At 64.0% G+C, this 20336-nt stretch carries 20 protein-coding genes and 1 tRNA gene; 17 read left to right on the top strand and 4 right to left on the bottom strand.

Annotated elements, in window-relative coordinates; genetic code table 11:
- Positions 1-159: 159 nt before the first annotated feature.
- Complete coding sequence (locus tag B6V76_RS09060) at positions 160-1446, bottom strand: capsular biosynthesis protein (RefSeq protein ID WP_088727256.1); 1287 nt, start codon at positions 1444-1446, stop codon at positions 160-162.
- 208 nt (positions 1447-1654) lie between these two features.
- Here B6V76_RS09060 and B6V76_RS09055 point away from each other — a divergent pair, with 208 nt between their 5' ends.
- The 6 genes from B6V76_RS09055 (at position 1655) to B6V76_RS09030 (ending at position 5829) form a co-directional block, all read left to right on the top strand.
- On the top strand, positions 1655-2278 hold the full coding sequence (locus B6V76_RS09055) for a riboflavin synthase (RefSeq protein WP_075774219.1): 624 nt from the start codon (positions 1655-1657) through the stop codon (positions 2276-2278).
- Entirely contained in the window at positions 2275-3432 is a 1158-nt protein-coding gene (ribB, locus tag B6V76_RS09050; protein ID WP_075774220.1) for a 3,4-dihydroxy-2-butanone-4-phosphate synthase, read from the top strand. Before B6V76_RS09055 ends, ribB begins: the two co-directional genes overlap by 4 nt.
- 3 nt (positions 3433-3435) lie before the next feature.
- Positions 3436-3981 (top strand): 6,7-dimethyl-8-ribityllumazine synthase, encoded by a 546-nt coding sequence (locus B6V76_RS09045; protein ID WP_075774221.1) that lies wholly within the window; start codon positions 3436-3438, stop codon positions 3979-3981.
- The gene (gene nusB, locus B6V76_RS09040) at positions 3978-4496 is read left to right on the top strand and encodes a transcription antitermination factor NusB (RefSeq protein ID WP_075774222.1); all 519 of its coding nucleotides are present in this window, start codon (positions 3978-3980) and stop codon (positions 4494-4496) included. Before B6V76_RS09045 ends, nusB begins: the two co-directional genes overlap by 4 nt.
- A 131-nt stretch (positions 4497-4627) precedes the next feature.
- A complete protein-coding gene (locus B6V76_RS09035; RefSeq protein WP_088719704.1) occupies positions 4628-4972 on the top strand; it encodes a hypothetical protein in 345 nt (114 codons plus the stop codon).
- A 398-nt stretch (positions 4973-5370) separates the two neighbouring features.
- Positions 5371-5829, top strand: coding sequence for an MmcB family DNA repair protein (locus tag B6V76_RS09030; protein ID WP_075774342.1), 459 nt, complete (start codon positions 5371-5373; stop codon positions 5827-5829).
- Between the two features lie 9 nt (positions 5830-5838).
- Here B6V76_RS09030 and B6V76_RS09025 read toward each other — a convergent pair whose 3' ends face one another.
- Positions 5839-6054, bottom strand: a complete 216-nt coding sequence (locus B6V76_RS09025) for a DUF6324 family protein (protein WP_088719705.1) — start codon at positions 6052-6054, stop codon at positions 5839-5841.
- A 130-nt stretch (positions 6055-6184) separates the two neighbouring features.
- Here B6V76_RS09025 and B6V76_RS09020 point away from each other — a divergent pair.
- From B6V76_RS09020 to B6V76_RS09005, 4 genes are all read left to right on the top strand, one after another.
- Positions 6185-6261: transfer RNA gene (locus B6V76_RS09020), tRNA-His, on the top strand.
- A gap of 98 nt (positions 6262-6359) precedes the next feature.
- Complete coding sequence (locus B6V76_RS09015) at positions 6360-6923, top strand: PAS domain-containing protein (protein WP_088719706.1); 564 nt, start codon at positions 6360-6362, stop codon at positions 6921-6923.
- Positions 6924-7089: 166 nt separating this feature from the next.
- On the top strand, positions 7090-10506 hold the full coding sequence (locus B6V76_RS09010; RefSeq protein ID WP_088727255.1) for a CheR family methyltransferase: 3417 nt from the start codon (positions 7090-7092) through the stop codon (positions 10504-10506).
- Positions 10481-10870 carry a response regulator gene (locus B6V76_RS09005; RefSeq protein ID WP_075774227.1) on the top strand — a complete coding sequence of 130 codons (390 nt, stop codon included), beginning with the start codon at positions 10481-10483 and terminating at the stop codon, positions 10868-10870. The genes B6V76_RS09010 and B6V76_RS09005 overlap by 26 nt, the downstream gene beginning before the upstream one ends.
- On the opposite strand, the gene B6V76_RS09000 is transcribed toward B6V76_RS09005, so the two are convergent.
- Positions 10854-11750 carry a LysR substrate-binding domain-containing protein gene (locus tag B6V76_RS09000; protein WP_075774228.1) on the bottom strand — a complete coding sequence of 299 codons (897 nt, stop codon included), beginning with the start codon at positions 11748-11750 and terminating at the stop codon, positions 10854-10856. The two genes, B6V76_RS09005 and B6V76_RS09000, sit on opposite strands and share 17 nt — an antisense overlap.
- A gap of 115 nt (positions 11751-11865) precedes the next feature.
- Between B6V76_RS09000 and B6V76_RS08995 the strand changes: the two genes are divergently transcribed.
- The 4 genes from B6V76_RS08995 to B6V76_RS08980 all read left to right on the top strand — a co-directional run bounded on the left by B6V76_RS08995 (position 11866) and on the right by B6V76_RS08980 (position 16406).
- Positions 11866-12930, top strand: a complete 1065-nt coding sequence (locus B6V76_RS08995) for a putative sulfate exporter family transporter (RefSeq protein WP_206184201.1) — start codon at positions 11866-11868, stop codon at positions 12928-12930.
- Positions 12931-13079: 149 nt separating this feature from the next.
- A complete protein-coding gene (locus tag B6V76_RS08990) occupies positions 13080-13559 on the top strand; it encodes a MarR family transcriptional regulator (RefSeq protein WP_077701293.1) in 480 nt (159 codons plus the stop codon).
- Positions 13556-15361 carry an MFS transporter gene (locus B6V76_RS08985; RefSeq protein ID WP_088727254.1) on the top strand — a complete coding sequence of 602 codons (1806 nt, stop codon included), beginning with the start codon at positions 13556-13558 and terminating at the stop codon, positions 15359-15361. The genes B6V76_RS08990 and B6V76_RS08985 overlap by 4 nt, the downstream gene beginning before the upstream one ends.
- 4 nt (positions 15362-15365) lie before the next feature.
- Complete coding sequence (locus B6V76_RS08980) at positions 15366-16406, top strand: HlyD family secretion protein (RefSeq protein WP_088727253.1); 1041 nt, start codon at positions 15366-15368, stop codon at positions 16404-16406.
- 290 nt (positions 16407-16696) lie between these two features.
- On the opposite strand, the gene B6V76_RS08975 is transcribed toward B6V76_RS08980, so the two are convergent.
- Positions 16697-17281 carry an SH3 domain-containing protein gene (locus B6V76_RS08975; RefSeq protein WP_088727252.1) on the bottom strand — a complete coding sequence of 195 codons (585 nt, stop codon included), beginning with the start codon at positions 17279-17281 and terminating at the stop codon, positions 16697-16699.
- Between the two features lie 59 nt (positions 17282-17340).
- On the opposite strand from B6V76_RS08975, the gene B6V76_RS08970 reads away from it, so the two are divergent.
- From B6V76_RS08970 to B6V76_RS08960, 3 genes are all read left to right on the top strand, one after another.
- Positions 17341-17814, top strand: coding sequence for a hypothetical protein (locus tag B6V76_RS08970; protein ID WP_206184200.1), 474 nt, complete (start codon positions 17341-17343; stop codon positions 17812-17814).
- Positions 17815-17999: 185 nt separating this feature from the next.
- The gene (locus B6V76_RS08965) at positions 18000-19571 is read left to right on the top strand and encodes a CoA-transferase (RefSeq protein WP_088727251.1); all 1572 of its coding nucleotides are present in this window, start codon (positions 18000-18002) and stop codon (positions 19569-19571) included.
- Positions 19568-20335 carry an enoyl-CoA hydratase/isomerase family protein gene (locus tag B6V76_RS08960; RefSeq protein WP_088719713.1) on the top strand — a complete coding sequence of 256 codons (768 nt, stop codon included), beginning with the start codon at positions 19568-19570 and terminating at the stop codon, positions 20333-20335. Before B6V76_RS08965 ends, B6V76_RS08960 begins: the two co-directional genes overlap by 4 nt.
- Position 20336 lies beyond the last annotated feature (1 nt).

Here is a 20336-nt window from a genome sequence, read left to right as displayed (position 1 = left end):
CGCGGAAGGCTACAAGATGCAGTCAAAAGAGTGGCGGAAAGGCCCGTCAAAACGGCCCTGCGGGAAGGGGTAATGGTCACTGCTCGAGCTCCTCGTTCGGGATGCTGCTTATCATTTTGTGATCAAGCTACCGAAGCCCCGGGAAAAAAACGAGAAAAATTATCGCACCACCTGCAACTGTTGCCGTGGGGCCGCGTTGCCCGCGACCAGCGCATCATAGGGATCTTCGACCGCCAGCATCATGTCGACCACCTGTCTCAGCAGGGCGCGGCGGCCTTTCGCAGAGTAGAACCCGCCCGGAACCTGGCTCGTTTCCAGCAGGTAGTGGCGGTAGTCGCGATAGGCGCGGCTGTCGGGGCGGGCCGGGCTTGCGAAGAAGGCTTCGAGCGGTTGGGCGGATGTGAATTCCGGCTTGTCGAAGATCGCTCGGCCCAGCGATTTCAGCGGCAGTCCACGCCACAGCGCCTGTTGCGCCGCGGTGGAATTGACCGTGACCGCAGAGCGCGCCTGCGCCAGCAGCCCCGCCAGCTTGCCGCCGCGCACGAAATGCACGCGCGACGCCAGCCCATGCGCGCGGGCCGCCTTGCGGATCGTGTCGCGGATCGGCGCGCGCCCGTCTTCGAGCGGATGGGCCTTGAAGACGAGATGATGGTGGGGCGGCGCGCCTTTCGCGAAATTCTCCATCACCAGATCGATGAACTCGGTCTGGCTCGCGAAGGGCGAATGCATCCGGAAGCTGGAATCGTGTTCGAGCTGCAGCAGTACGAGATGATAGGGGAAGCCGCCATTCCGGATGCGCCGCGTCGCGCGTCTGCGCTCCAGCATATGCAGCGGCATCAGCAGCAGGCGGCGCAGCCAGAGCCGGAATTCCTGAAACACGGTGATGTCGCGATGCGGGCGGAAACGGCGATAGGGGCCGGGGCGCAGCATCACGAAGAAATGGTAGAGCGCGCCGTAGAACACGTGGTGGCGCATATCGCCCCAACGGGGCGGCGCGTCGGGAAACTCGATTTCGGACTGTGCGAGGGCGGTGCGCATCTGCGTCACCGACATCTCCATCAGCCGGGAATGCCCGTTCGAGCCGCCGCGCTCGTAAGTGACCCAGTAGGGGCGGACGTAGCCCTCTTCGAAGACATGCACGCACAGGCCCATAGCCTTCGCGACCTCGACGGCCTGCGCATGGATCGGGCGGGTGTCGCCATAGAGCACGAGATCGGTGATGCCTTTCTCGGCGATCAGGGCGCGCAGGTAACCGACCCACTCCTCCGGCGGGGCGTCGAAGCGCAGATAGGAGGCGCTGTCGAACCAGAAAACTTCGTCCCCGCGATTAAACCCCACGCGCCAAACCGTCGCCCCCGCCTGCCGCAGCATCGCGCCAAGCTGATGAAAGAAGGGACCATGGGGCCCCTGCAGCATCAGGAAGTGGCGATTTTCGAAGCGGTTCATCCAGTCATGTGTCCTTGGCCTGCCTCCCTGATTGCGCAGGATCCGCGCGAAGTCACGGAGTTTGTGGGGTAATCCCTTAAATATTGGACAATTTTAGGGCAGGCGCTGTGCGGGGCTGCGCATAGCGTGACGGGACGGCGGGGCGCTCATCTCTTGCGAAGGCGCGCCCTGCGGGCTAGCTAAGGTCCGAAATCTGAGGGGATATGCCATGTTCACCGGGATCGTGACCGATATCGGAGAAATTCTCGAGCTGGAGCAGCGCGGCGATCTGCGCGCGCGGATCGGCACAAGCTATGACGTGGGCAGCATCGAGCTGGGCGCGTCGATCGCTTGCGACGGCTGCTGCCTGACCGTGATCGCCACCGGCACCGAGCCGAAAAACTGGTTCGACGTGGAGATCTCCGCCGAGAGCCAGGCCAAGACCAATATCGGCGGCCGCGGCAACGACGCGAGCGGCGGCTGGCAGGTCGGGCAGAAGATCAATCTCGAACGCGCGCTGAAAGTAGGCGACGAGCTGGGCGGTCATATCGTCTCGGGCCATGTCGATGGCGTGGCCGAGATCGTGGCGATGGTGGATGAGGGCGACAGTACGCGGTTTACCTTCCGCGCGCCTGACGCCCTCGCGAAATACATCGCGCCGAAAGGCTCGGTTGCGCTGAACGGTACCTCGCTCACCGTGAACGAGGTCGACGGCGCGACGTTCGGCGTGAACATCATCCCGCACACCAAACAGGTCACCAACTGGGGCCACGCCAAGGCAGGCGACCGGATCAATCTCGAGATCGACACGCTCGCGCGTTACGTCGCGCGGCTGCAGGAGTGGAACGCATGACCTCCGACGGAAAGCCCCTCACCCCGGTCGACAAGTCCGGCACCCATGACGTGCCCGGCGAGGTCGAGGAAAGCCTGCGCCACGCTATCTCGCCTGCCGAAGAGATCATCGCCGAGGCAAAGGCCGGGCGCATGGTGATCCTCGTCGATCACGAGGATCGCGAGAACGAGGGCGACCTGTATATCCCCGCCGAGAAGTGCACCCCCGAAGCGGTGAACTTCATGGCGACATATGGGCGCGGGCTGATCTGCCTGCCGCTCACTGCAGAGCGCGTCGACCAACTGGGCCTTGCGCCGATGGTGCGCGCCAATTCGATGCGTCATGAGACCGCCTTCACCGTTTCGATCGAGGCGCGCGAGAACATCACCACCGGGATTTCCGCCCATGACCGGGCGCAGACGATCAAGGTAGCGATCGATCCGAGCAAGGGGCCGCAGGATATCGCCTCGCCCGGCCACATCTTCCCGCTGCGCGCGCGCGACGGTGGTGTGCTGGTGCGCGCTGGCCATACCGAGGCTGCCGTGGACGTGGCCCGTCTGGCCGGGCTCAAGCCCGCTGGCGTGATCTGCGAGATCATGGGCGATGACGGCCACATGCTGCGCCTGCCAGGGCTGATCGCCTTCGGCAAGAAGCACGGGCTGAAGATCGGCACGATCAGTGACCTGATCGCCTATCGTCGCCGTCACGACAATCTCGTGCGCGAGGGCGTGCGCCAGATGGTAAGTTCCAGCCATGGCGGCGACTGGGAGATGCGCGTCTTCACGGATATGGCGGAAGGCGTCGACCACATCGTTCTGGTGAAGGGAGACATCTCGACGCCCGAGCCGGTTCTGGTGCGCACCCATTCGCTCAACATCCTCGATGATGTGCTGGGCATCGGCCCCGGTCCTGCCGACGAGGTGCGCCGCGCGATGGAGATCGTGGCTGCCGAAGGTCGCGGACTGGTCTGCCTCTTCCGCGACCCGTCGAACCGCCTCCTGCGCGAAGAGGATCAGGGGCCGCGCACGATCAAGCAGATCGGTCTGGGCTCGCAGATCCTGTCCTCCATGGGGCTTCACGACCTGATCCTTCTCACCGACAATCCGCAGACGAAATATGTAGGCATCGACGCATACGGCCTGCGTATCGTCGGCACCCGACCCATCACGGAGTAAGACATGGCCGGAATTTCGCATTACACGCTCGAGCTGCCGAAATTCGACAGCGCGCCGCGCCTGCTGATCGTGGTCGCGCCCTATTACAAGGATATCGCGGACAACCTGATCGCGGGCGCGAAGGCCACCGCCGAAGAAGCTGGCGCCCATGTCGACGTGATCGAAGTGCCCGGCGCCTTGGAAATTCCGACCGCGATCGCGATGGCGGCGCGGATGGCCGATTACGACGGCTTCGTCGCGCTTGGCTGCGTAATCCGGGGTGAGACCACCCATTACGAGACCGTCTGCAACGACAGCTCGCGCGGGCTGACGCTGATGGGGCTCGAAGGGATTTGCATCGGCAACGGTATCCTGACGGTCGAGAATTACGAGCAGGCCGCCGTGCGCGCCGATCCCGCCGATCAAAACAAAGGTGGCGGCGCGGCTGCTGCGGCCTTGCATCTTGTCTCATTGTCGCGCAAATGGGCGCGCCGGACGAAGGGCATCGGCTTCAAGCCTGCCGAATCCTTCCGTATCGCCGGCGACACTGACGGATCGAATAACGCATGACCGACGACGCCTCCTCCGACGCGCCCCAAGACGCCCCGAAACCGCGCAAGCTCACTCAAGAGGAGAAGCGCCAGATGAAATCCGCCTCGCGTCTTTACGCGGTTCAGGCGCTGTTTCAGATGGAAGCGGCCGGGCAGGGCGCGGACAAGGTGCGCCGGGAGTTCGAGACCTATCGCTTCGGTGCGGTGGACGAGGACGGTACCGAGATGGCCGAGGGCAATCCCGACCTGTTCCGTCGCCTGATCGACGATGCGGTGACGTGGCAGGCGAAGATTGACCAGGCGACCGACCGCGCGCTCGTGGCGAAATGGCCGATCGACCGGATCGACCCGGTGCTGCGCGCCCTGTTCCGCGCCGCCGGGGCCGAGCTGATCACCCCCGCGACGCCGCCGCGCGTCGTCATCACTGAGTTCGTCGATGTGGCGCGCGCCTTCTTCCCCGAGGGCAAAGAGCCGAAGTTCGTCAACGCGGTGCTCGATCACATGGCGCGCGCGCTGCAGCCCGACGCGTTCTGAGCGAACGCACCCCGCCCCTTCGCGACACCATGTCACGGGCAAACCCCCGCCGATCTCGCCGTCACGGCATGTTTCCCCGTTTGAAACTTGGGAATATGCACTAAATTGTGAGGTAAGCAGGAGGATTTTTCATGCCCGAACTGGTCCGGCTCTACATCAAGAACGTCGTCATCGGCTTCTTCATCGCGCTCGCCTTCGTTGGCCTGCTTCTCGGCTTCAATGTCGGCAATCTGCGTCACCTGATTTTCACCTCGGATGTCGGTTACATCGCGATGGCGCTGCTGATCGTCTTCAACACGGTCGTCTTCTCCGGTGTGCAATTCGCGATCGCCGTGATGCGCATGGCCGAGGATGAGGACAGTTCCGGCGGCGGTAAGCGTGACGGTATCCCCACCGATATGGCCGCCGAGCAACTGGCGATCCCGGTGCCCGTCGATACGCCCAAGTCGCGCCGGCAGATGCAGCTGCGTCGCTGAACGTGTCCACGTCCCAAGACGACAAAAGCCCCGACCGATCCGGCGGGGCTTTTTGCTATCTGGCGGGAAGCGAAGTGACGGAAACCGCAGCAGACGTGTAGACGAGAGTTCCCGGAGACCTGAAAAGTCAGGTGGGCGCCAGATACCGAGGCCAGGACCCCGGCAGAGCCAGCTCCCTCAGGAATGGTATAGGCCACTGGAAAAGGGTCTTTCACGGAAAGAGCAGTAACCGTCAGAGCCCGAGATAGGGGCGAAAACGCGTTCCGACAAGGGGGTGAATTCAACGAGGTGAACGACGCATGGGGACGACTGCCTCGCACGGGCGGAATTGCCTACAGGGTCAGCGCGCGCCGCAGCGGCGGCTGGACATTTGTTCATACTTCGTTCATGGTTTCCGCATGACACAAATTCCGCTTTCCGATCTGCAGCCGGGGCAGGTGCTTGCGCGCGGGACGGCCCGGGCGCTGTCCGAGCTTGGCCTCGACAGCGTGCCGGAGATGGTGCTGCGCCCGCGGCTGCGCGCCGATCTGATGGCAATCGACCGGAAAGGAGAGATCTGGATCGTGGAGTGCAAGTCGAGTCGCGCCGATTTCACTTCGGACCGGAAATGGGACGGCTATCTCGAATGGTGCGACCGCTACTTCTGGGCAGTGGACCAGGATTTCCCGACCGATCTGCTGCCCGAGGGAACCGGACTGTTCATCGCGGATGGCTACGGTGCCGAGATGATCCGCGAGGCGCCACTCTCCAAGCTCGCGCCAGCGCGGCGCAAGGCGCTGACGCTCGATTTCGCGCGCGCGGCGGCGCGGCGGTTGCAGAGGCTGTACGATCCGGGCGCGAATCCGCCCGGAGTCTGACGCCCGGGCTCAGCGCTTCTTGCCTTTGCCCTTGCCGCCCTTGCTCATCTCGCGCGCGGCTTCGGCAGCGGCTTGCAGTTCTTCGGCGATTTCCATCGCCTCGTCGGGATCGAAATCGAGCGGCAGCTCTATGCCTTCGCCCTCGACATAGATCCGCACCATCCCGAGCGAGGTCGGGCCGATTTGCAGATTCGCGGAGATGTCGCTTTCCTTGTCGATGCTCATCGAAAACTCCTGAGAGGTTGGATGGAAAATGCACCTAACCCCCGCGACGTGCGCAGGCAAGACTTGGTGCGAATTTCTCGTCATCGGACACTTGCATTCCGCGCGAGAGGGGGCTAAATCCCGCGCCAGTGCCGCCTTAGCTCAGTTGGTTAGAGCGCTGGATTGTGGATCCAGAGGTCCCCCGTTCAAGCCGGGGAGGCGGTACCATCCTCCCCTGAAAACCGTTATAGATGATATTTCGCCTCATGCGCTGGACTTTTCCGCGCAGTGATCAATCTTGTCTCCTCGAACAATGCGGAGGCTGAATGCCCGTCTATACTGAATACGAATTACCGGACACGCTCGTCAGCTATTGCGACAAGTCGAATGTCGCGCTGACCATCGCCGCAGTCGATCGTGAGGACGTGCCGCTTGTCTACGTGAATCAGGCGTTTCTCAATCTGACCGGGTATTCCGCTGATGAGGTTTTGGGGCAGAACTGCCGCTTCCTGCAGGCAGGCGCCGCGACCGAAGAAGAACGCGCCGCGATGCGGGAGTTCATCGACGACGAGGAGATTTCCGCGGGTCGCTTTCGCGTCACCAACAGCCGCGCGAATGGCGAGACTTTCCAGAATTTCGTCTTCATGACGCGGTTGCGCAAACCCGATGGCGAAACGCGGTTGATTCTCGGGTCGCAGTTCGACCTGACCTCCGCCGCCGAACGTCAGAACGTGAAGGCTGATCTTGCGGCGAATGACTCGAGCCTGCTGCGCAATGCCGACGATCTCGCCGCGATCTCGCGCGGGTTTGGCCTGGCGATGATCGGCTCCGCCAAGGTCCTGTCGGAGAGTCTTTCAACCATGGCTACGATCATCTACCGTGAGGGCTGAGAATGGCTGCGGCCACGGTTATGTGTTCGACACTATGTCAAATGTTATTGCAGGGTTCTGAGACCAGTGACACCGATCTGCGGATGAACTGCAAAGATAACTATAGAGAAGGGCGCGTGGGCCGCGTCCTTTTGATCGCGCGCTGCGCGGATCGGCGGGCCATAAGGTGACCGACACCCCCGAGGATCTATATGTTGTCGGCATCGGCGCCTCCGCCGGTGGGCTTGAAGCGCTTCGCGATCTGCTGGAGCCTGCGCGTGCGGACGACCCGAGCGCCTATGTCGTCGTCCAACACCTCGATCCGAACCACGAATCCCTGCTGGCCGAGTTGCTCGGCCGGTCGACCTCGCTGGAAGTGCTACAGGCCGAAGATGGCGCCAAGCTGGAGGCTGGGCACGTCTACACGATCCCACCGGGCTATGGGCTGGAGGTAGAGAACGGCCATCTGAAGCTTTCGGAATTCGCCCAGCCGCGCGGTCTGCGCCGACCGATCGACGATTTCTTCGTGTCGCTGGGGCAGGATCTCGGGCGTCGGGCAGTCTGCGTGATCCTGTCGGGGACAGGCACGGATGGCTCGGTCGGGTTGCGCGCGGTCAAGGAACACGGCGGGTTCTGCATCGCGCAGGATGCCACGGCGCGCTACGACTCGATGCCCAATTCGGCTGTCGCGACCGGGATGGTCGACGTGGTCAGCGCGCCTGCCGACGTGATCGCGCGGATCACCGAATTCCGCAATGTCGATCCCGAGCAGGTCAATACCGCGCCGCCGGTTTCAGGCACGCTGGACGAGATCTGCTCTGCGCTGAATCGCCTGACGGGACATGATTTCTCGCAGTATAAACGCTCGACGCTTGAGCGCAGGATTCAGCGCCGGATGCAGGTCGTGGGCATTCTTCATCCGCGCGAATATCTCGAACGGCTCGAACGAGAGGAAGACGAGCCCCTGGCACTGCTCGGCGATCTTCTGATCAACGTCACCCGCTTCTTCCGCGACAGCGAGCATTTCGAGGCGCTCAACGAGGCAGCCATCAAGCCGATGGTCGAGAAGGCCGAGGATGGCGGCGCGCTGCGCATCTGGGTGCCCGGCTGTTCGAGCGGCGAAGAGGCTTACACGCTGGCGATGCTCATCGATCGCGCGATCCATGCGAGCGGCAAGGAAATCGATTTCCAGATCTTCGCTACCGATATCGACGAACGGATGCTCGCGATCGCACGCGAGGGACGTTATCCGGTCTCGGTTCTGCTCGATCTGCCGGAAATGTATCGCGACACCTATACGGTCGGACGCGATGGCAATTTCCAGATCACCGTCGCGCTGCGCGACCGGGTGCGCTTCTCGCCACATTCGCTGATCAAGGATCCGCCATTTTCGCGTCTCGACATGGTCTCCTGCCGCAACTTGCTGATCTATTTCGGTGACAAGCTGCAGGCGCGGGCGCTGCCGATCTTCCATTACGCGCTCAACCCGGGCGGCGTTCTCTTCCTCGGCCCATCCGAGACGATCGGGCGGCACGAGGAGCTGTTCGAGCCGATCGACGGGGCGATGCGCATCTTCCGGAGCATTGGACCACGGTCACCTTACCCGACCGAACTGCCTATGCGCTCCGACCCTCATACGCGGCTTGCTCCGCTTCGACCAAAAACGACTGATAGAAGACCCAGAGACTGGAACACGACCTTGGCCAGCAATCGTATCCTCGATCTTTATGCGCCCGCGACGCTGAATGTCGATCGCGATGGAGCGATCCTCGCCGCCACCGGGCGCCTGGGCAAGTATCTCGAGATCGATCCGTCCGAGACCGGGCAGGGCTATGCGCAATCGCTCGCACGGGCGGGGCTGCGCGAGGCGCTTTCCGCCGTCATCCACGAGTCGGCTGAACTCGGGACGCGCAAGATCGTCCGCGACGTCGAAGTGATCTCGGAAACCGGGCGGCAGCGCGTCGACGTGCTCGCCGATCCGCTCTCGGACGACACGCTGCTGATCGTGTTCCGCGACCGTGGCCCGTTCGAGGCGCTCGACGAATACGATTTCGACGAGATCGCGCCCTCCGAGAGCCATGTGCAGGTCTTGGAAGCGGAGCTGCGCGCCACCCGCAACCGCCTGCGCACCACCGTCGAAGAGTTGGAAACCGCTAACGAAGAGCTCAAATCCTCCAACGAGGAAATGATGTCGATGAACGAGGAGTTGCAATCGACCAACGAAGAGCTCGCGACGGTCAATGACGAGCTGAAGACCAAGGTCGAGGAGCTTTCGACCGCGAATGCCGACCTGCGCAATATCTTCGATTCCAAGCTTCATGCGCTGGTGACGGTTGATCGCAAGCTACGCCTGCGCAACTTCACCGACGGCGCGAGCGAGATGATCCGCCTGCGCGGCAGCGATCGTGGTCGACCGCTCGGCGACATCAAGAACATGCTCGACACGCCGGAAGTCATGATCGAGTTGATCGATGCGGTGCTCGAGGGCGAGCTGCCGCGGCCCTGCCGGGTCAAATCCACCGAGCTCGACAAGGTCTGGTCGCTTGCCGCCACGCCTTATCTGAATGCGCGCGGCAATGTTGAAGGCGCGACGCTCGTCTTCACCGACATCACCGAGGCGCTGCGTCTCGAGACCGAACTCACGCAGAAGGGCGAACGGCTCCAACTCGCGCTGGAAATCGCACAGATCGGCATCTGGTCGATCATCGAGCCTAGCGGCGAGGTGGAGGTCGACGAGGCTGTCGCCGCATTCTTCGAACTCGAGGCTGCGGGCACCTATCCGCTCGAGCGGTTCTTCGAACGCGTGGCCGAGCATGACCGGGACGCCGTAGAACAGGCGGTGCGCGAAGCGCGCGAAAAGGGCGTCGATATGGAGGTCGACCACGAGCTCGACCTTCCCTCCGGGACGAAGCGCCACCTGCGCGCCACTGGCCGGATGATGGGCGAAGGCAAGGAAAGCCGTCTGTTGGGCCTCAGCGTCGATATCACCGCCGATGAAGAGGCCGCACAGATGCGCGAATTGATGCTGCGCGAGATGAACCACCGGGTGAAGAACCTGTTCTCCATCGTTTCGGGCATGCTGCGCATCGCGGGACGTACCGCCTCGAGCCCGCGCGAGCTGGTCGATGACGTCGGTCAGCGGATCAACGCGCTCGCGCGCTCGCACGATCTGGCGCGCACTCGGACGAGCGGCGCGGCTATTCCGCTGCGCGAGGTTATCGAGACGACCCTCGCGCCCTATGACGATCCCTCGAAGTTCCTGATCGATGGGCCGGAGGTCGACGTTCCGACGCATCACCTGACCGCACTTGCGTTGATTTTCCACGAATGGAGCACCAATGCCGCGAAATACGGGGTATTGGGGCCACGCGAGGGCGCTCTCGAGATCACCTGGTCGAAGGAAAACGACGACACTGTGATACTTTCGTGGAACGAGCGCTACCGTGAGGCGTTGCAGCTCGACACGAACAAACAGGGCTTCGGCTCGACGTTGGTCGATATTTCCGCCAGCCAGATTTCGGCGCGGGTCGACACGCGTCAGACGCCGGAAAGCCGTTGCAACAGGATTATCTTCGCACATGAAATCGACGGCGACGCTGACTGAGAAAGCACCGAGCGAGGTGCTCCTTGTCGAAGATGAAGCCGTCGTCGCGCTTGATCTTCAATTCATGCTGGAAGATCTCGGGATGGAGGTCTGGGGACCCTGCGCCACGGTTCGCGCGGGTCTGGACTTGGTCCGCGAGCGTCTGCCCGGTGCCGCGATCCTCGACGTGATGCTGGCCGATGGCGAGGTCTACGAACTGGCCGACCGGCTCCACGAAGCGGGGGTGCCGCTCCTGTTCCATTCCGGACATGCGGAGGCCTCTCAGCTGCGCGAGCGCTACCCCGGTGCCGCGGTCTGCCCGAAGCCGGCTATGCCGTCCGAGATCGAAGCGAAGCTCGCGAAATGGTTCATTCCATCTGATTGAAGTCGTCCAACTGCGACTGATCGATCCGCGCCAGAAGATCGCCCGCGGCGTGGCTGACATGGTGGTCGCGGTGGCGTAGCGCGTAGAAGGGCCGCGGGGCGAGTTGCAGCTCCCAATCTCTGACCGTGCCAAGGCTCAGCGCCCGCGCGACGACATGGGCCGAGAGAATGGTGATCCCGGCCCCCGCCTCGACCGCGCTCAGCACCGCCTCGTTCGATGGCAAAACCAGCGCGGCCGAGAGCGCACCGGGCGCGACGCCCAGGTCGGCGAGGGCGGCTTCGGCGGTGGAACGCGTGCCCGAGCCGGGTTCGCGCAGAACCCAGTTCGCTTCGCTCAACGCGCGCGCATCCAGTTTGCCGGGCGGCGGGGCCGCACTGACCAATATCAGCTGATCCGCGCCGATCTGAACGCGCTCCAGCTTCGCATCCTCGACATCGCCTTCGACCAGCGCGAGATCGTGCAGGCCCGCGCGCAGCCGGTCTGCGGCTTCCTGTGTATTGCCGATTTCCAGCGTCACCTCGATCCCCGGGCGCGCCTGCCGGAAGGCGGCAAGATATGGCGGCAGCCAATAGCCCGCGATGGTCTGACTGGCGACTAGACGGATATGCCCTCGTTCGAGCCCGCGGGTCTCGGCGAGCATCGCCTCCGCCTCGGCGAGCCGTGCCAGCACCGCGCGCGCCTCGGGCAGAAAGGCGCGACCTTCCTCGGTCAGAGAAATTCCCCGCCCAATCCGGTCGAACAGGGCGATCTGATGACGCGACTCCAGGGCCGCGATGGCGGCGGAGGCGGTGGATTGCGTCATGTTCAGCCGCGCCGCGGCGCGGGTCATGTGCTGCTCTTCCGCGACCGCGACAAATACGCGGAGCTGTTCAGGCGTCATTCCTGCGTCCCTTTAAATAATCGATTTAACCGATCATATCGACAAAAACATTTTGTTTGAAGAATGAATTGTGGCGGGCAAATACGGGGTACGTGCTGACCCCGAGGAGACCGTCTTGCCGCTTCATTCGATCCTGCCCTGCCGTTTCGCCCGTCCGCAGCTCGCGCTTCGCGCTTACGCTCCTGGGGTCGGGTTGAGCATCGGCGTCGCCGCGCTCGCGGCGTTGGGCGGTATGGCAGAGCACGCGCTGTTCGGGGCGGAATGGCTGGAGCCGTTGGTGCTGGCGATCCTGATCGGGGCGGTGGTGCGCTCCCTCTGGGCCCCGCCTGCACGTTTCGAGGCCGGTATCCGCTTCTCGGCCAAGACGGTGCTGGAGATCGCGATCGTCCTGCTCGGCGCCTCGGTGAGCGCACAGACGCTGTTGTCGGTCGGTCCGGGCTTGCTGGCCGGGATTGTCGCCGTGGTCGCGCTCATGGTGCCCACCGCATATCTGCTGGGGCGGGCCTTGCGCCTGCCGGCCCGGATGGCATTGCTGATCGCCTGCGGCAACGGTATCTGCGGCAATTCCGCCATCGCCGCCGTCGCCCCGGTGATCGACGCAGACAGCGACGATGTTAGTGCCGCGATCGCGTTCACCGCCGTGCTCGGCGTGGCGGTGGTTCTGTTGCTGCCGGTCGTCGGCCATGTGGCGGGAATGAGCGTCAACGGTTACGGGATCCTGTCGGGGATCACCGTCTATGCGGTGCCGCAAGTTCTGGCTGCAGCGGCGCCGATGGGGGCCGGGGCGATCCAGCTCGGCACGCTGGTGAAGCTGGTGCGGGTCCTGATGCTGGGGCCGATCACCGTGGTACTGTCGTTTCTCGCGCCGCACCTGCCGGCGGATGGACGCTCTGCCGCGCCGGAAGGGCGTGTGCGGCGTGGACTCATGCCGCCGCTTTTCATCCTCGGGTTTCTCGGGATGATCGTGCTGCGCTCTGCCGGGGCGTTGCCGGAAGTCGCGCTGGCGCCGATGGGGCAGGGGGCGTCGATCCTGACGGTGATCGCGATGGCAGCGCTGGGGCTTGGCGTCGACGCTCGGGCAGTGGCAGCCGCCGGGCCGCGCGTGATCGCGACGGTGACGCTGTCGCTGGTGATGCTCGTGGCGGCTGGTCTCGGCCTTGTGAGCTTGCTCGCCGCCTGAGCTCTCGCGCTGGATGCACGGCCAGATCGCTCCGTTTCGCAATTTCGCACGGCCCCCTGTGCAGGGGACCCATGTTGATCCTCGCGACACAGAAGATATGTGGGATGGGACAAAAACGTTAGCAGGCTAACTTTATTCCCGAGGCCCCCATGTCCGACCGTGCCGCAGAACTATCCGTGCCCAGCGAAGCCGCCCGCCGCGACCGTGCCGAGTTGACGCGCACGATGATGCTGACGGCGCGTTCGGTGCGCGCGATGTTCGACGCACAGGCGCGGGACATGGGGCTGACCTTCGCGCGGGCGCAGGCCATCCTTGCGATCTCGCGCGACGAGGGGATGAGCCAGCGGCAACTGGCGGAAACGCTGGTAATCGAGACGCCGACGCTGAACCGCACGCTCGACGGGCTGGAGAAGCTCGGCTTCGTGGAGCGGCGCGCCGATCCCAAGGACAAACGCGTCCGCCAGATTTTCCTGACCGATCACGCCCGTGCGAACGCCTCCGAGATCGAGACTTTCGTCGAGGCGCTGCGCGCGCAGCTCTACGAAGGACTCGACGCCGACGAGGTCGCCCGCGCCCGCAAGACGATGGAGCGGATGCAGGCCAATCTCGAAAGGATGCGCGGCCAATGAATTCCCAGATTCGCAATCTCAACGGCCCGGATGCGCGTCCGACGGCCGCCGAACCGGTATCGCCGGACGAGCGGACGCTGCGCGAGCGCGCGCGGTCTGAAGAGGCGGAGACGCGACCCGCAACCGAGGCCGCCGCAGAGCGTGAAGTCAAGCAAGACGAAGCCACAGCGGCAGAGACCGCAGAGCCGGACGCCGCGCCGCAGCCCGCCGCTCCGCCAGAGCCCGACCATTCCGGTGCAAAGCGGGTCGTCTATGCCAGCGCAGCCGTTTTCGTGGCGCTGTCGCAATCGCTCGCGACCGGTTTCGTCTCGGCCAACCTGCCGCAGCTGGCGGGCGATCTTCACGCCACCACGAACAACACCTATTGGGTGATGGCGGCCTTCATGGCGCCGCGCGCCTCTATGCCGCTGATGCTGATCCGTATCCGCGACCAGTTCGGTCTGCGGCGCTTCGCCGAGGTGGGGATCGTCTGCTTCGTGCTGGCGATGGTGCTGAATCTCTGGGTCGACGACCTGCATTCCGCAGTGATCGTGGCGTTCCTGAGTGGCTGCGCCGCCGCGCCGCTGTCGAGCCTCGGCTTTCTCTACATGCTGGAGGCCATACCCGCTGTACAGCGTCTGAAGGTGGCTATCCCCGCCGTTCTGACGATGATCATGGTGGGCAGGCCTCTGGCGCGGGTGCTGCTGCCGGACCTCACCGCGAATGCCAGTTGGCACGCGGTGAGCCTTTTCCAGATGGGCATGGCGCTGGTGGCGCTGGCGCTGATTTTCGCGCTGCCGCTGACGCCGCGCCCTCTGCAAAAGGTGCTCAAACCGCTCGATTTCGTCTCCTTCAGCCTGCTCGCGTTCGGGTTCGGGGCGTTCACCAGCGTCTTCATGTTCGGGGCGCTAGATTACTGGACGCAGACCGAATGGTTGGGCGTGGCGCTCGTGGCGGCCATCGGGATGGTCGCGGGCGCGGTGCTGATCGAGATGCAGCGCCCCAATCCGCTGATTGATTTCCACTGGCTGCTGAGCCCGCCAATCCTGCATCTGGCGGGAACGCTTCTAGTGTTCCGCATCGCGCTCGCCGAGCAGAGCGCGGGCGCGGTCGGCTTCCTGCGCACCATGGGGCTTCAGCCCGGGCAGGAGCAGTTGCTGTTTGGGATCATCGCGCTGTCGATGCTCGCCGCGACCGGCGTGCTGATGCTGACCAATAGCGGGGCGCGTGCGCCGCTGTTTCACGGCATCGCACTGGTTCTGATCGCGGCTGGGGCGTGGCTCGATTCGCAATCGACCGCGCTCACCGGGCCCGAGCAGATGTATCTCAGCCAGGCGATGATCGGTTTCGCGGGCATCCTGTTTCTGCCGCCCGCGATGGCGAAAGGGCTGGGGGCGGCCTTCGCGAAGGGGCCGCATTACCTGCTGAGCTTCGTCGTGCTGTTCCTGGCCACGCAATCCATCGGCGGGGTCATCGGCTCCGGCCTGTTCCGCTCGCTGGTGGTCGACCGCACCGCCTATCACATGGCGCAGCTTTCTCCGCAGATTTCGCCCGACAATCCGATGTTGAGCCAGACCCTCGCGCAGAGTGCTGCTTCGCTTGGTGGCCAGACCGCGGATGCGGGCGCACGGGCCGGGGGCGCGCTGTCCTCCGTCGCCTCCGCGGTGCAGCAGCAGGCCGCGATCCTCGCTTATGACGATGTGTTCCGCGCGGTCTTCTGGTTCGCGCTGGCGGCGCTCGCCGGGCTGATCGCCCATGTCGCATTGCAGCGAAGCTGGCCGCTCCCGCGCCTTACGCCCTCCACCCCTGTTTCCACGAGTTGATCCTATGTCCCAGACCCGCCGCTATATTGCTTCTGCCCTGATCCTTTTGATCGCGCTCGCCGGCGTCGCGACCGTGCTCTATGCATGGCGCCTTCCGCCTTTCCGCTCCGACGTCGCATGGACCGACAATGCTTATCTGCAGGGCAAGGTCACGCCGATCTCCGCGCAGGTCGCGGCCGAAGTCACGGCGGTGCCTGTCAGCGACTTCGAGGAGGTCAAGAAGGGCGATGTGCTGGTGCGGCTGGACGATCGCGCGCTGAAAGCGGCGGTGGAACAGGCGCAGGCCGCGCTTGAGACGGCGAAGGCCGCGCAATCCAACGGGGCGCAGGCGGTGAACTCGGCCAAGGCGACGCTGGAGGCGAAACAGGCCGCGCTGGCCTCGGCGAAAGCGGCCCAAGCCACGGCGCAGACCGCGCGCGATCGGGCCTCGAAGCTGACGAAGAAAAGCTATGTCTCGCAATCGGATGCCGATCAGGCGCAGCTTACGCTCGATCAGGCGAAGGCGGGCGTGCAAGAGGCGCAAAGCGCCATCGATGTGGCCCAACAAGCGGTTCAGACGGCGGAATTGAACAAACGCTCGCTCGCCGCGAAGACCGATGCCGCGCAGGCGTCGCTGGATGCGGCGCAGGTGGCGCTAGATCATGCGGTGATCCGTGCGCCCCAGGATGGGCGACTGGGTCAGGTTTCGGCTCGGGTCGGCAAGTTCGTCAGTGCCGGGAGCACGCTGGTTTCGCTCGTGCCCTCCGACCTCTGGCTGATCGCGAATTACAAGGAGACCCAGCTGGCAGGGCTGCGCATGGGTGAGCTGGTGACCTTCACCGTCGACGCTCTGGGGAAGATCGAGTTCAAAGGCCATATCGAACGGTTCTCGCCTGCCACGGCAGGGCAGTTCAGCCTGCTGTCGGGCTCCAATGCGACCGGCAACTTCACCAAGATCGCGCAGCGCGTGCCGGTGCGCATCTCGATTGACCCGGATCAGCCGCAGACTGCGAGACTGGCCCCGGGACTGTCGGCCGAGGTCAGCGCGCCGCAGCACGGATCCTGACCTTGCGACAGCTATGCGGAAGATGCAGCGCGGCTATGTCGAATAAGCTATTTCTGCGGCGCAGCATCTGTGCGAAAACAATCCCAACGTAGCGGGCAATTCGCTGCACCAGTTCCTGAGGCTCTCTCCTCCTCCCTGAGCCTCGGAAATTGGCGGTGGCCTCTCTCCTCCTCCCTGAGGTCACCGCCTCCTCCTCCCCTCCGATGACTGACGTGGGCCGCTTAACCGCGGTATTTCCTGTGTGGGAAGCGCTTGACGGTGGCCTGTGTCATGCGGGCTGCGTCGCGCGCTTACTTGACCGCGACGAGACGCTCATAGCTCGAGGGCGGATTGGTGCTGTTGATCACCTCGATCACATGATCGCCCGACTGGAAAAGCTGACCGCGGTAATCCTTGCTCTTCGTCATGTCGCCCAAGAGAGGGCTCTTGTCGGGGTTGTAGATTCGGTAGGTGAGGGGGGCTTCCTGCACCATCACCCGAAGGTTCAGATACTGCCCGTCCCGCGCGTTGAGCAGGTAACGGCGCGATTTCCCGGGCTGGAGACCCCCGTGAAGTCGCGCATCCGAACTGCCTGAGGCGAAACCCACGCGTTCCTGACCTGAGCCTGTCACTATCTTCGGTTTCGGACTCGGGACGGCTTCCGCTCGAGTCGGTGTCCCGGTGCCTTCGATCAAATACTCTCCCGCAGCCCAGCCCTCGAAGCCAGGATCGGCGAGCGTCGCAACTTGGCACCAACGGCGCCCCTCTGCCATGCGACACCCGAGATTGCGCAGATTCTGCCCATCCGCGAGGCGGGTGACGATGCTTGCCCCGGTCGACGGGGCCGAGCGCATGTTCAGGGTCGCGACGTCGTTGATCGGATCGGGTGAACCCACCCGTGATGATCGCCTCGTCCCCAAGCCCCTTGCCGGGCGCGCGAGAGGGGGCGTTCACGATGACAGGGTACCGGTTCGTGCTTAACCAGGATCGCGACCGTCGCGACGATTGGGCCGAGAAGCTCCTGTCCCTCTATCGCGACATCGACGGGTTCCTGCTCGAGCACAGCCCCGAAGGCCCATACCTGTTCGATGAGTTCGGGCTTTCCGGGACCGTATTCACTCCGATGTTCAAGAGGTTCTGGTTCCTCGACTATTACGAAGGTTTTCAGTTGCCCGAGGGTGTCGGGTATGACCGGGTCCGCGTGTGGCGGGAAGCCTGCACGGCCCACGAGGCGACGGAGCAGGTGAGCCGCGAAGAGATCGTCAAACTCTATTACGACTACGCGCACGGAGCAGGGAATGGGGCGCTCCTCGACGGGTGGTCGGTCTCGAGCTTCATCTTCACCCCGCCTTGGCAGGACCGGCCGTGGCCGCCGCGCGACAAGTATTCCGGCGCCGCAAGTGACGAGGCGCTCGGCCTCGTGGCCTGAACGCTTCGGAGGGACGGAGGGCACCGAAACTCCTTCGTTTCCTAGCGGTAGCCATGCCTTTTGGCACTCCTTGGGCCCCGCACTCGAAAAAGACATTTGACAAAAAATTGGAACGTTCCTATTAATTTTGGAACGTTCCTAAAATTGTTTTAGCGGACGTGCGGTTGAACAGGGAGAAGCGGACTATGGGCACGATTGTCAGTGCGTCGGAAGCGGTAGGGAAGATTGCGGATGGTGCTGTCATCACGGTTTCCTCGTCTTCGGCGTTGGGGTGTCCCGACTCCGTGCTCAAGGCGATCGGCGAGCGCTTCGATCGGGAGCAGCATCCGAAAAACATCACCACGATCCACCCGATCGCCGCGGGGGACATGTACGGGGTGAAGGGCATCGACCACATCGCGAAGGATGGTCTGCTCGATACCGTTCTGGCAGGTTCCTACCCGTCGGGCTCCTCGAGCCTGCCGATGCCGGAAATCTGGAAGATGGTCGTTGAGGATCGGGTGGCAGCCTATAACGTGCCCTCCGGCATCCTGTTCGATATGCATCGCGAGGCGGCGGCGCGCCGTCCGGGCGTGATGACCAAGGTCGGCTTGAAGACCTTCGTCGACCCCGAGCGCGAGGGCTGTGCGATGAACGATCGCGCAGCAGGCGCGCCCATCGTGCGCCGGGTGGAGTTCGATGGTGACACCTGGCTCCATTTTCCGAATATTTACCCCGACGTCTGCATCCTGCGCGCCACCACCGCGGATGAGCGCGGCAATCTGACCTATGAGCACGAGGGGGCCTATCTCGGCGGGCTCGAGCAGGCGATTGCGGTCCGCAACAATGGCGGGCTGGTGATCGCGCAGGTGGAGCGCGTCACGGCTGCGGGCTCCCTGCGCCCCCACGATGTCCGGGTGCCGGGGCATCTTGTGGACTGCGTCGTCGTGGACGAGGATCAGAAACAAACCTGCGAGACGCCCTACGATCCGGCGATCTCGGGGCAAGTGATGCGTCCGTGGTCGAGCTTCGAATTGGCCGAACATGGCATCGAGAAGGTCATCGCACGGCGCGCGGCAATGGAGCTTCGCGGCGGCATGACCGCCAATCTCGGTTTCGGGATTTCGGCGATGGTGCCGCGCATCCTGCTCGAAGAGGGCCACCATGATGCGGTCACCTGGGCGATCGAACAGGGCGCAGTGGGCGGGATGCCCTTGACCGGATTTGCCTTCGGCTGTGCGTCGAACGCCGATGGCTACGTGCCCTCGCCGCAGCAATTCATCTATTTCCAGGGCGCCGGGTTCGACATGTCCTTCCTGTCCTTCCTCGAGGTCGATGTGCAGGGGAATGTGAATGTCTCCAAGCTCGGCAAGAAACCTTACCTCACCGCAGGCTGCGGCGGCTTCGTCGATATCACCGCCCATGCGCGCAAGATCGTCTTCTCGGGCTGGTTCGAGGCAGGCGCGCAGATGGAGATGGACGAGGCTGGCATTCGCGTCCGCGCACCCGGCAAGTTCACCAAGATGGTCGACCGAGTCGAACATGTGACCTTCTCCGGGGAGCGTGCGCGAGAGCAGGGGCAGGAGGTGCTCTATATCACCGAGCGCTGCGTGATGCGGCTCGATGCCAAGGGGCTCATCGCCACCGAAATCATGCCGGGGATCGAACCTGAGCGCGATATCGTCGGCGCCTCCGAGGGGCGTGTGCGCGTGGCGGAGAATGCCGTCACCATGTCCACGAAGCTTCTCGCCGGCGCCCCGATGGGGTGGACGCCATGAGTGACATTCACCTGATCATCGACGGCGCGGTGGCAGAGCTGCGTCTCGACAACCCGGCGAAGATGAACGCCCTCACGGTCGAGATGCTGAGCGCGCTCGAGGCGCATCTCGATCGGATCGAAAGAGACGTCGAGATTCGCTGCGTGCTGGTGAGCGCCGAGGGCGACCGGGCTTTCTGCACCGGGGCGGATATCAACGGATGGGGCGATCTGAGCCCGGCCGAGTTCGCGCGGCATTGGGTCCGCGACGGACACCGGATTTTCGACCGGCTCGCGCGCCTCTCGAAGCCGACGATTGCGGTGCTGAACGGACACGCCTTCGGGGGCGGTCTCGAACTTGCCGCAGCCTGCGACCTTCGGGTCATGGCACCCGGCGCCAGCCTTGCCCTCCCGGAAGCTGGCGTCGGGATCGTTCCCGGCTGGTCGGGCACGCAGCGGCTGATGCGTCTGCTGCCCGAACCAATGGTGAAGGAGATGGCGCTTTTCGGTCACCGCGTGAAGGCCGACCGGGCGCTGGCGGTCGGCTTCGTGGCCGCGGTCTCCGACGATCCGCGCGCGGCAGCGCAGACCCTGATCGACCGTGCGCTCGGGCTGTCGCCCCGCGCCGTCGAAATCACGAAATCGATGATCCATGTCGCGGCGGGTGAAGATCGCGGTGCAATGGCTGAGGCGCTTGGAAGTGCCGCCATTTCGGCCAGCGAAGATCGCGCCGAAGGGGTCACGGCCTTCCGCGAGAAACGCAAACCTAACTTTTCGGGACTTTGAA

This window comes from Thioclava sp. IC9 (assembly GCF_002213225.1).
In the GTDB taxonomy this organism is placed as follows: domain Bacteria; phylum Pseudomonadota; class Alphaproteobacteria; order Rhodobacterales; family Rhodobacteraceae; genus Thioclava; species Thioclava nitratireducens.
The sequence above is the reverse complement of the archived record's forward strand: the minus strand, read 5'-3'. Positions and strand labels throughout refer to the sequence as shown.

Excerpts from the sequence above, each read along its gene's own strand:
- B6V76_RS09060 (WP_088727256.1), bottom strand. The coding sequence starts at position 1,446 with ATGAACCGCTTCGAAAATCGCCACTTCCTGATGCTGCAGGGGCCCCAT.
- B6V76_RS09055 (WP_075774219.1), top strand. The coding sequence starts at position 1,655 with ATGTTCACCGGGATCGTGACCGATATCGGAGAAATTCTCGAGCTGGAG.
- ribB (WP_075774220.1), top strand. The coding sequence starts at position 2,275 with ATGACCTCCGACGGAAAGCCCCTCACCCCGGTCGACAAGTCCGGCACC.
- B6V76_RS09045 (WP_075774221.1), top strand. The coding sequence starts at position 3,436 with ATGGCCGGAATTTCGCATTACACGCTCGAGCTGCCGAAATTCGACAGC.
- nusB (WP_075774222.1), top strand. The coding sequence starts at position 3,978 with ATGACCGACGACGCCTCCTCCGACGCGCCCCAAGACGCCCCGAAACCG.
- B6V76_RS09035 (WP_088719704.1), top strand. The coding sequence starts at position 4,628 with ATGCCCGAACTGGTCCGGCTCTACATCAAGAACGTCGTCATCGGCTTC.
- B6V76_RS09030 (WP_075774342.1), top strand. The coding sequence starts at position 5,371 with ATGACACAAATTCCGCTTTCCGATCTGCAGCCGGGGCAGGTGCTTGCG.
- B6V76_RS09025 (WP_088719705.1), bottom strand. The coding sequence starts at position 6,054 with ATGAGCATCGACAAGGAAAGCGACATCTCCGCGAATCTGCAAATCGGC.
- B6V76_RS09015 (WP_088719706.1), top strand. The coding sequence starts at position 6,360 with ATGCCCGTCTATACTGAATACGAATTACCGGACACGCTCGTCAGCTAT.
- B6V76_RS09005 (WP_075774227.1), top strand. The coding sequence starts at position 10,481 with ATGAAATCGACGGCGACGCTGACTGAGAAAGCACCGAGCGAGGTGCTC.
- B6V76_RS09000 (WP_075774228.1), bottom strand. The coding sequence starts at position 11,750 with ATGACGCCTGAACAGCTCCGCGTATTTGTCGCGGTCGCGGAAGAGCAG.
- B6V76_RS08990 (WP_077701293.1), top strand. The coding sequence starts at position 13,080 with ATGTCCGACCGTGCCGCAGAACTATCCGTGCCCAGCGAAGCCGCCCGC.
- B6V76_RS08985 (WP_088727254.1), top strand. The coding sequence starts at position 13,556 with ATGAATTCCCAGATTCGCAATCTCAACGGCCCGGATGCGCGTCCGACG.
- B6V76_RS08980 (WP_088727253.1), top strand. The coding sequence starts at position 15,366 with ATGTCCCAGACCCGCCGCTATATTGCTTCTGCCCTGATCCTTTTGATC.
- B6V76_RS08970 (WP_206184200.1), top strand. The coding sequence starts at position 17,341 with ATGACAGGGTACCGGTTCGTGCTTAACCAGGATCGCGACCGTCGCGAC.
- B6V76_RS08965 (WP_088727251.1), top strand. The coding sequence starts at position 18,000 with ATGGGCACGATTGTCAGTGCGTCGGAAGCGGTAGGGAAGATTGCGGAT.
- B6V76_RS08960 (WP_088719713.1), top strand. The coding sequence starts at position 19,568 with ATGAGTGACATTCACCTGATCATCGACGGCGCGGTGGCAGAGCTGCGT.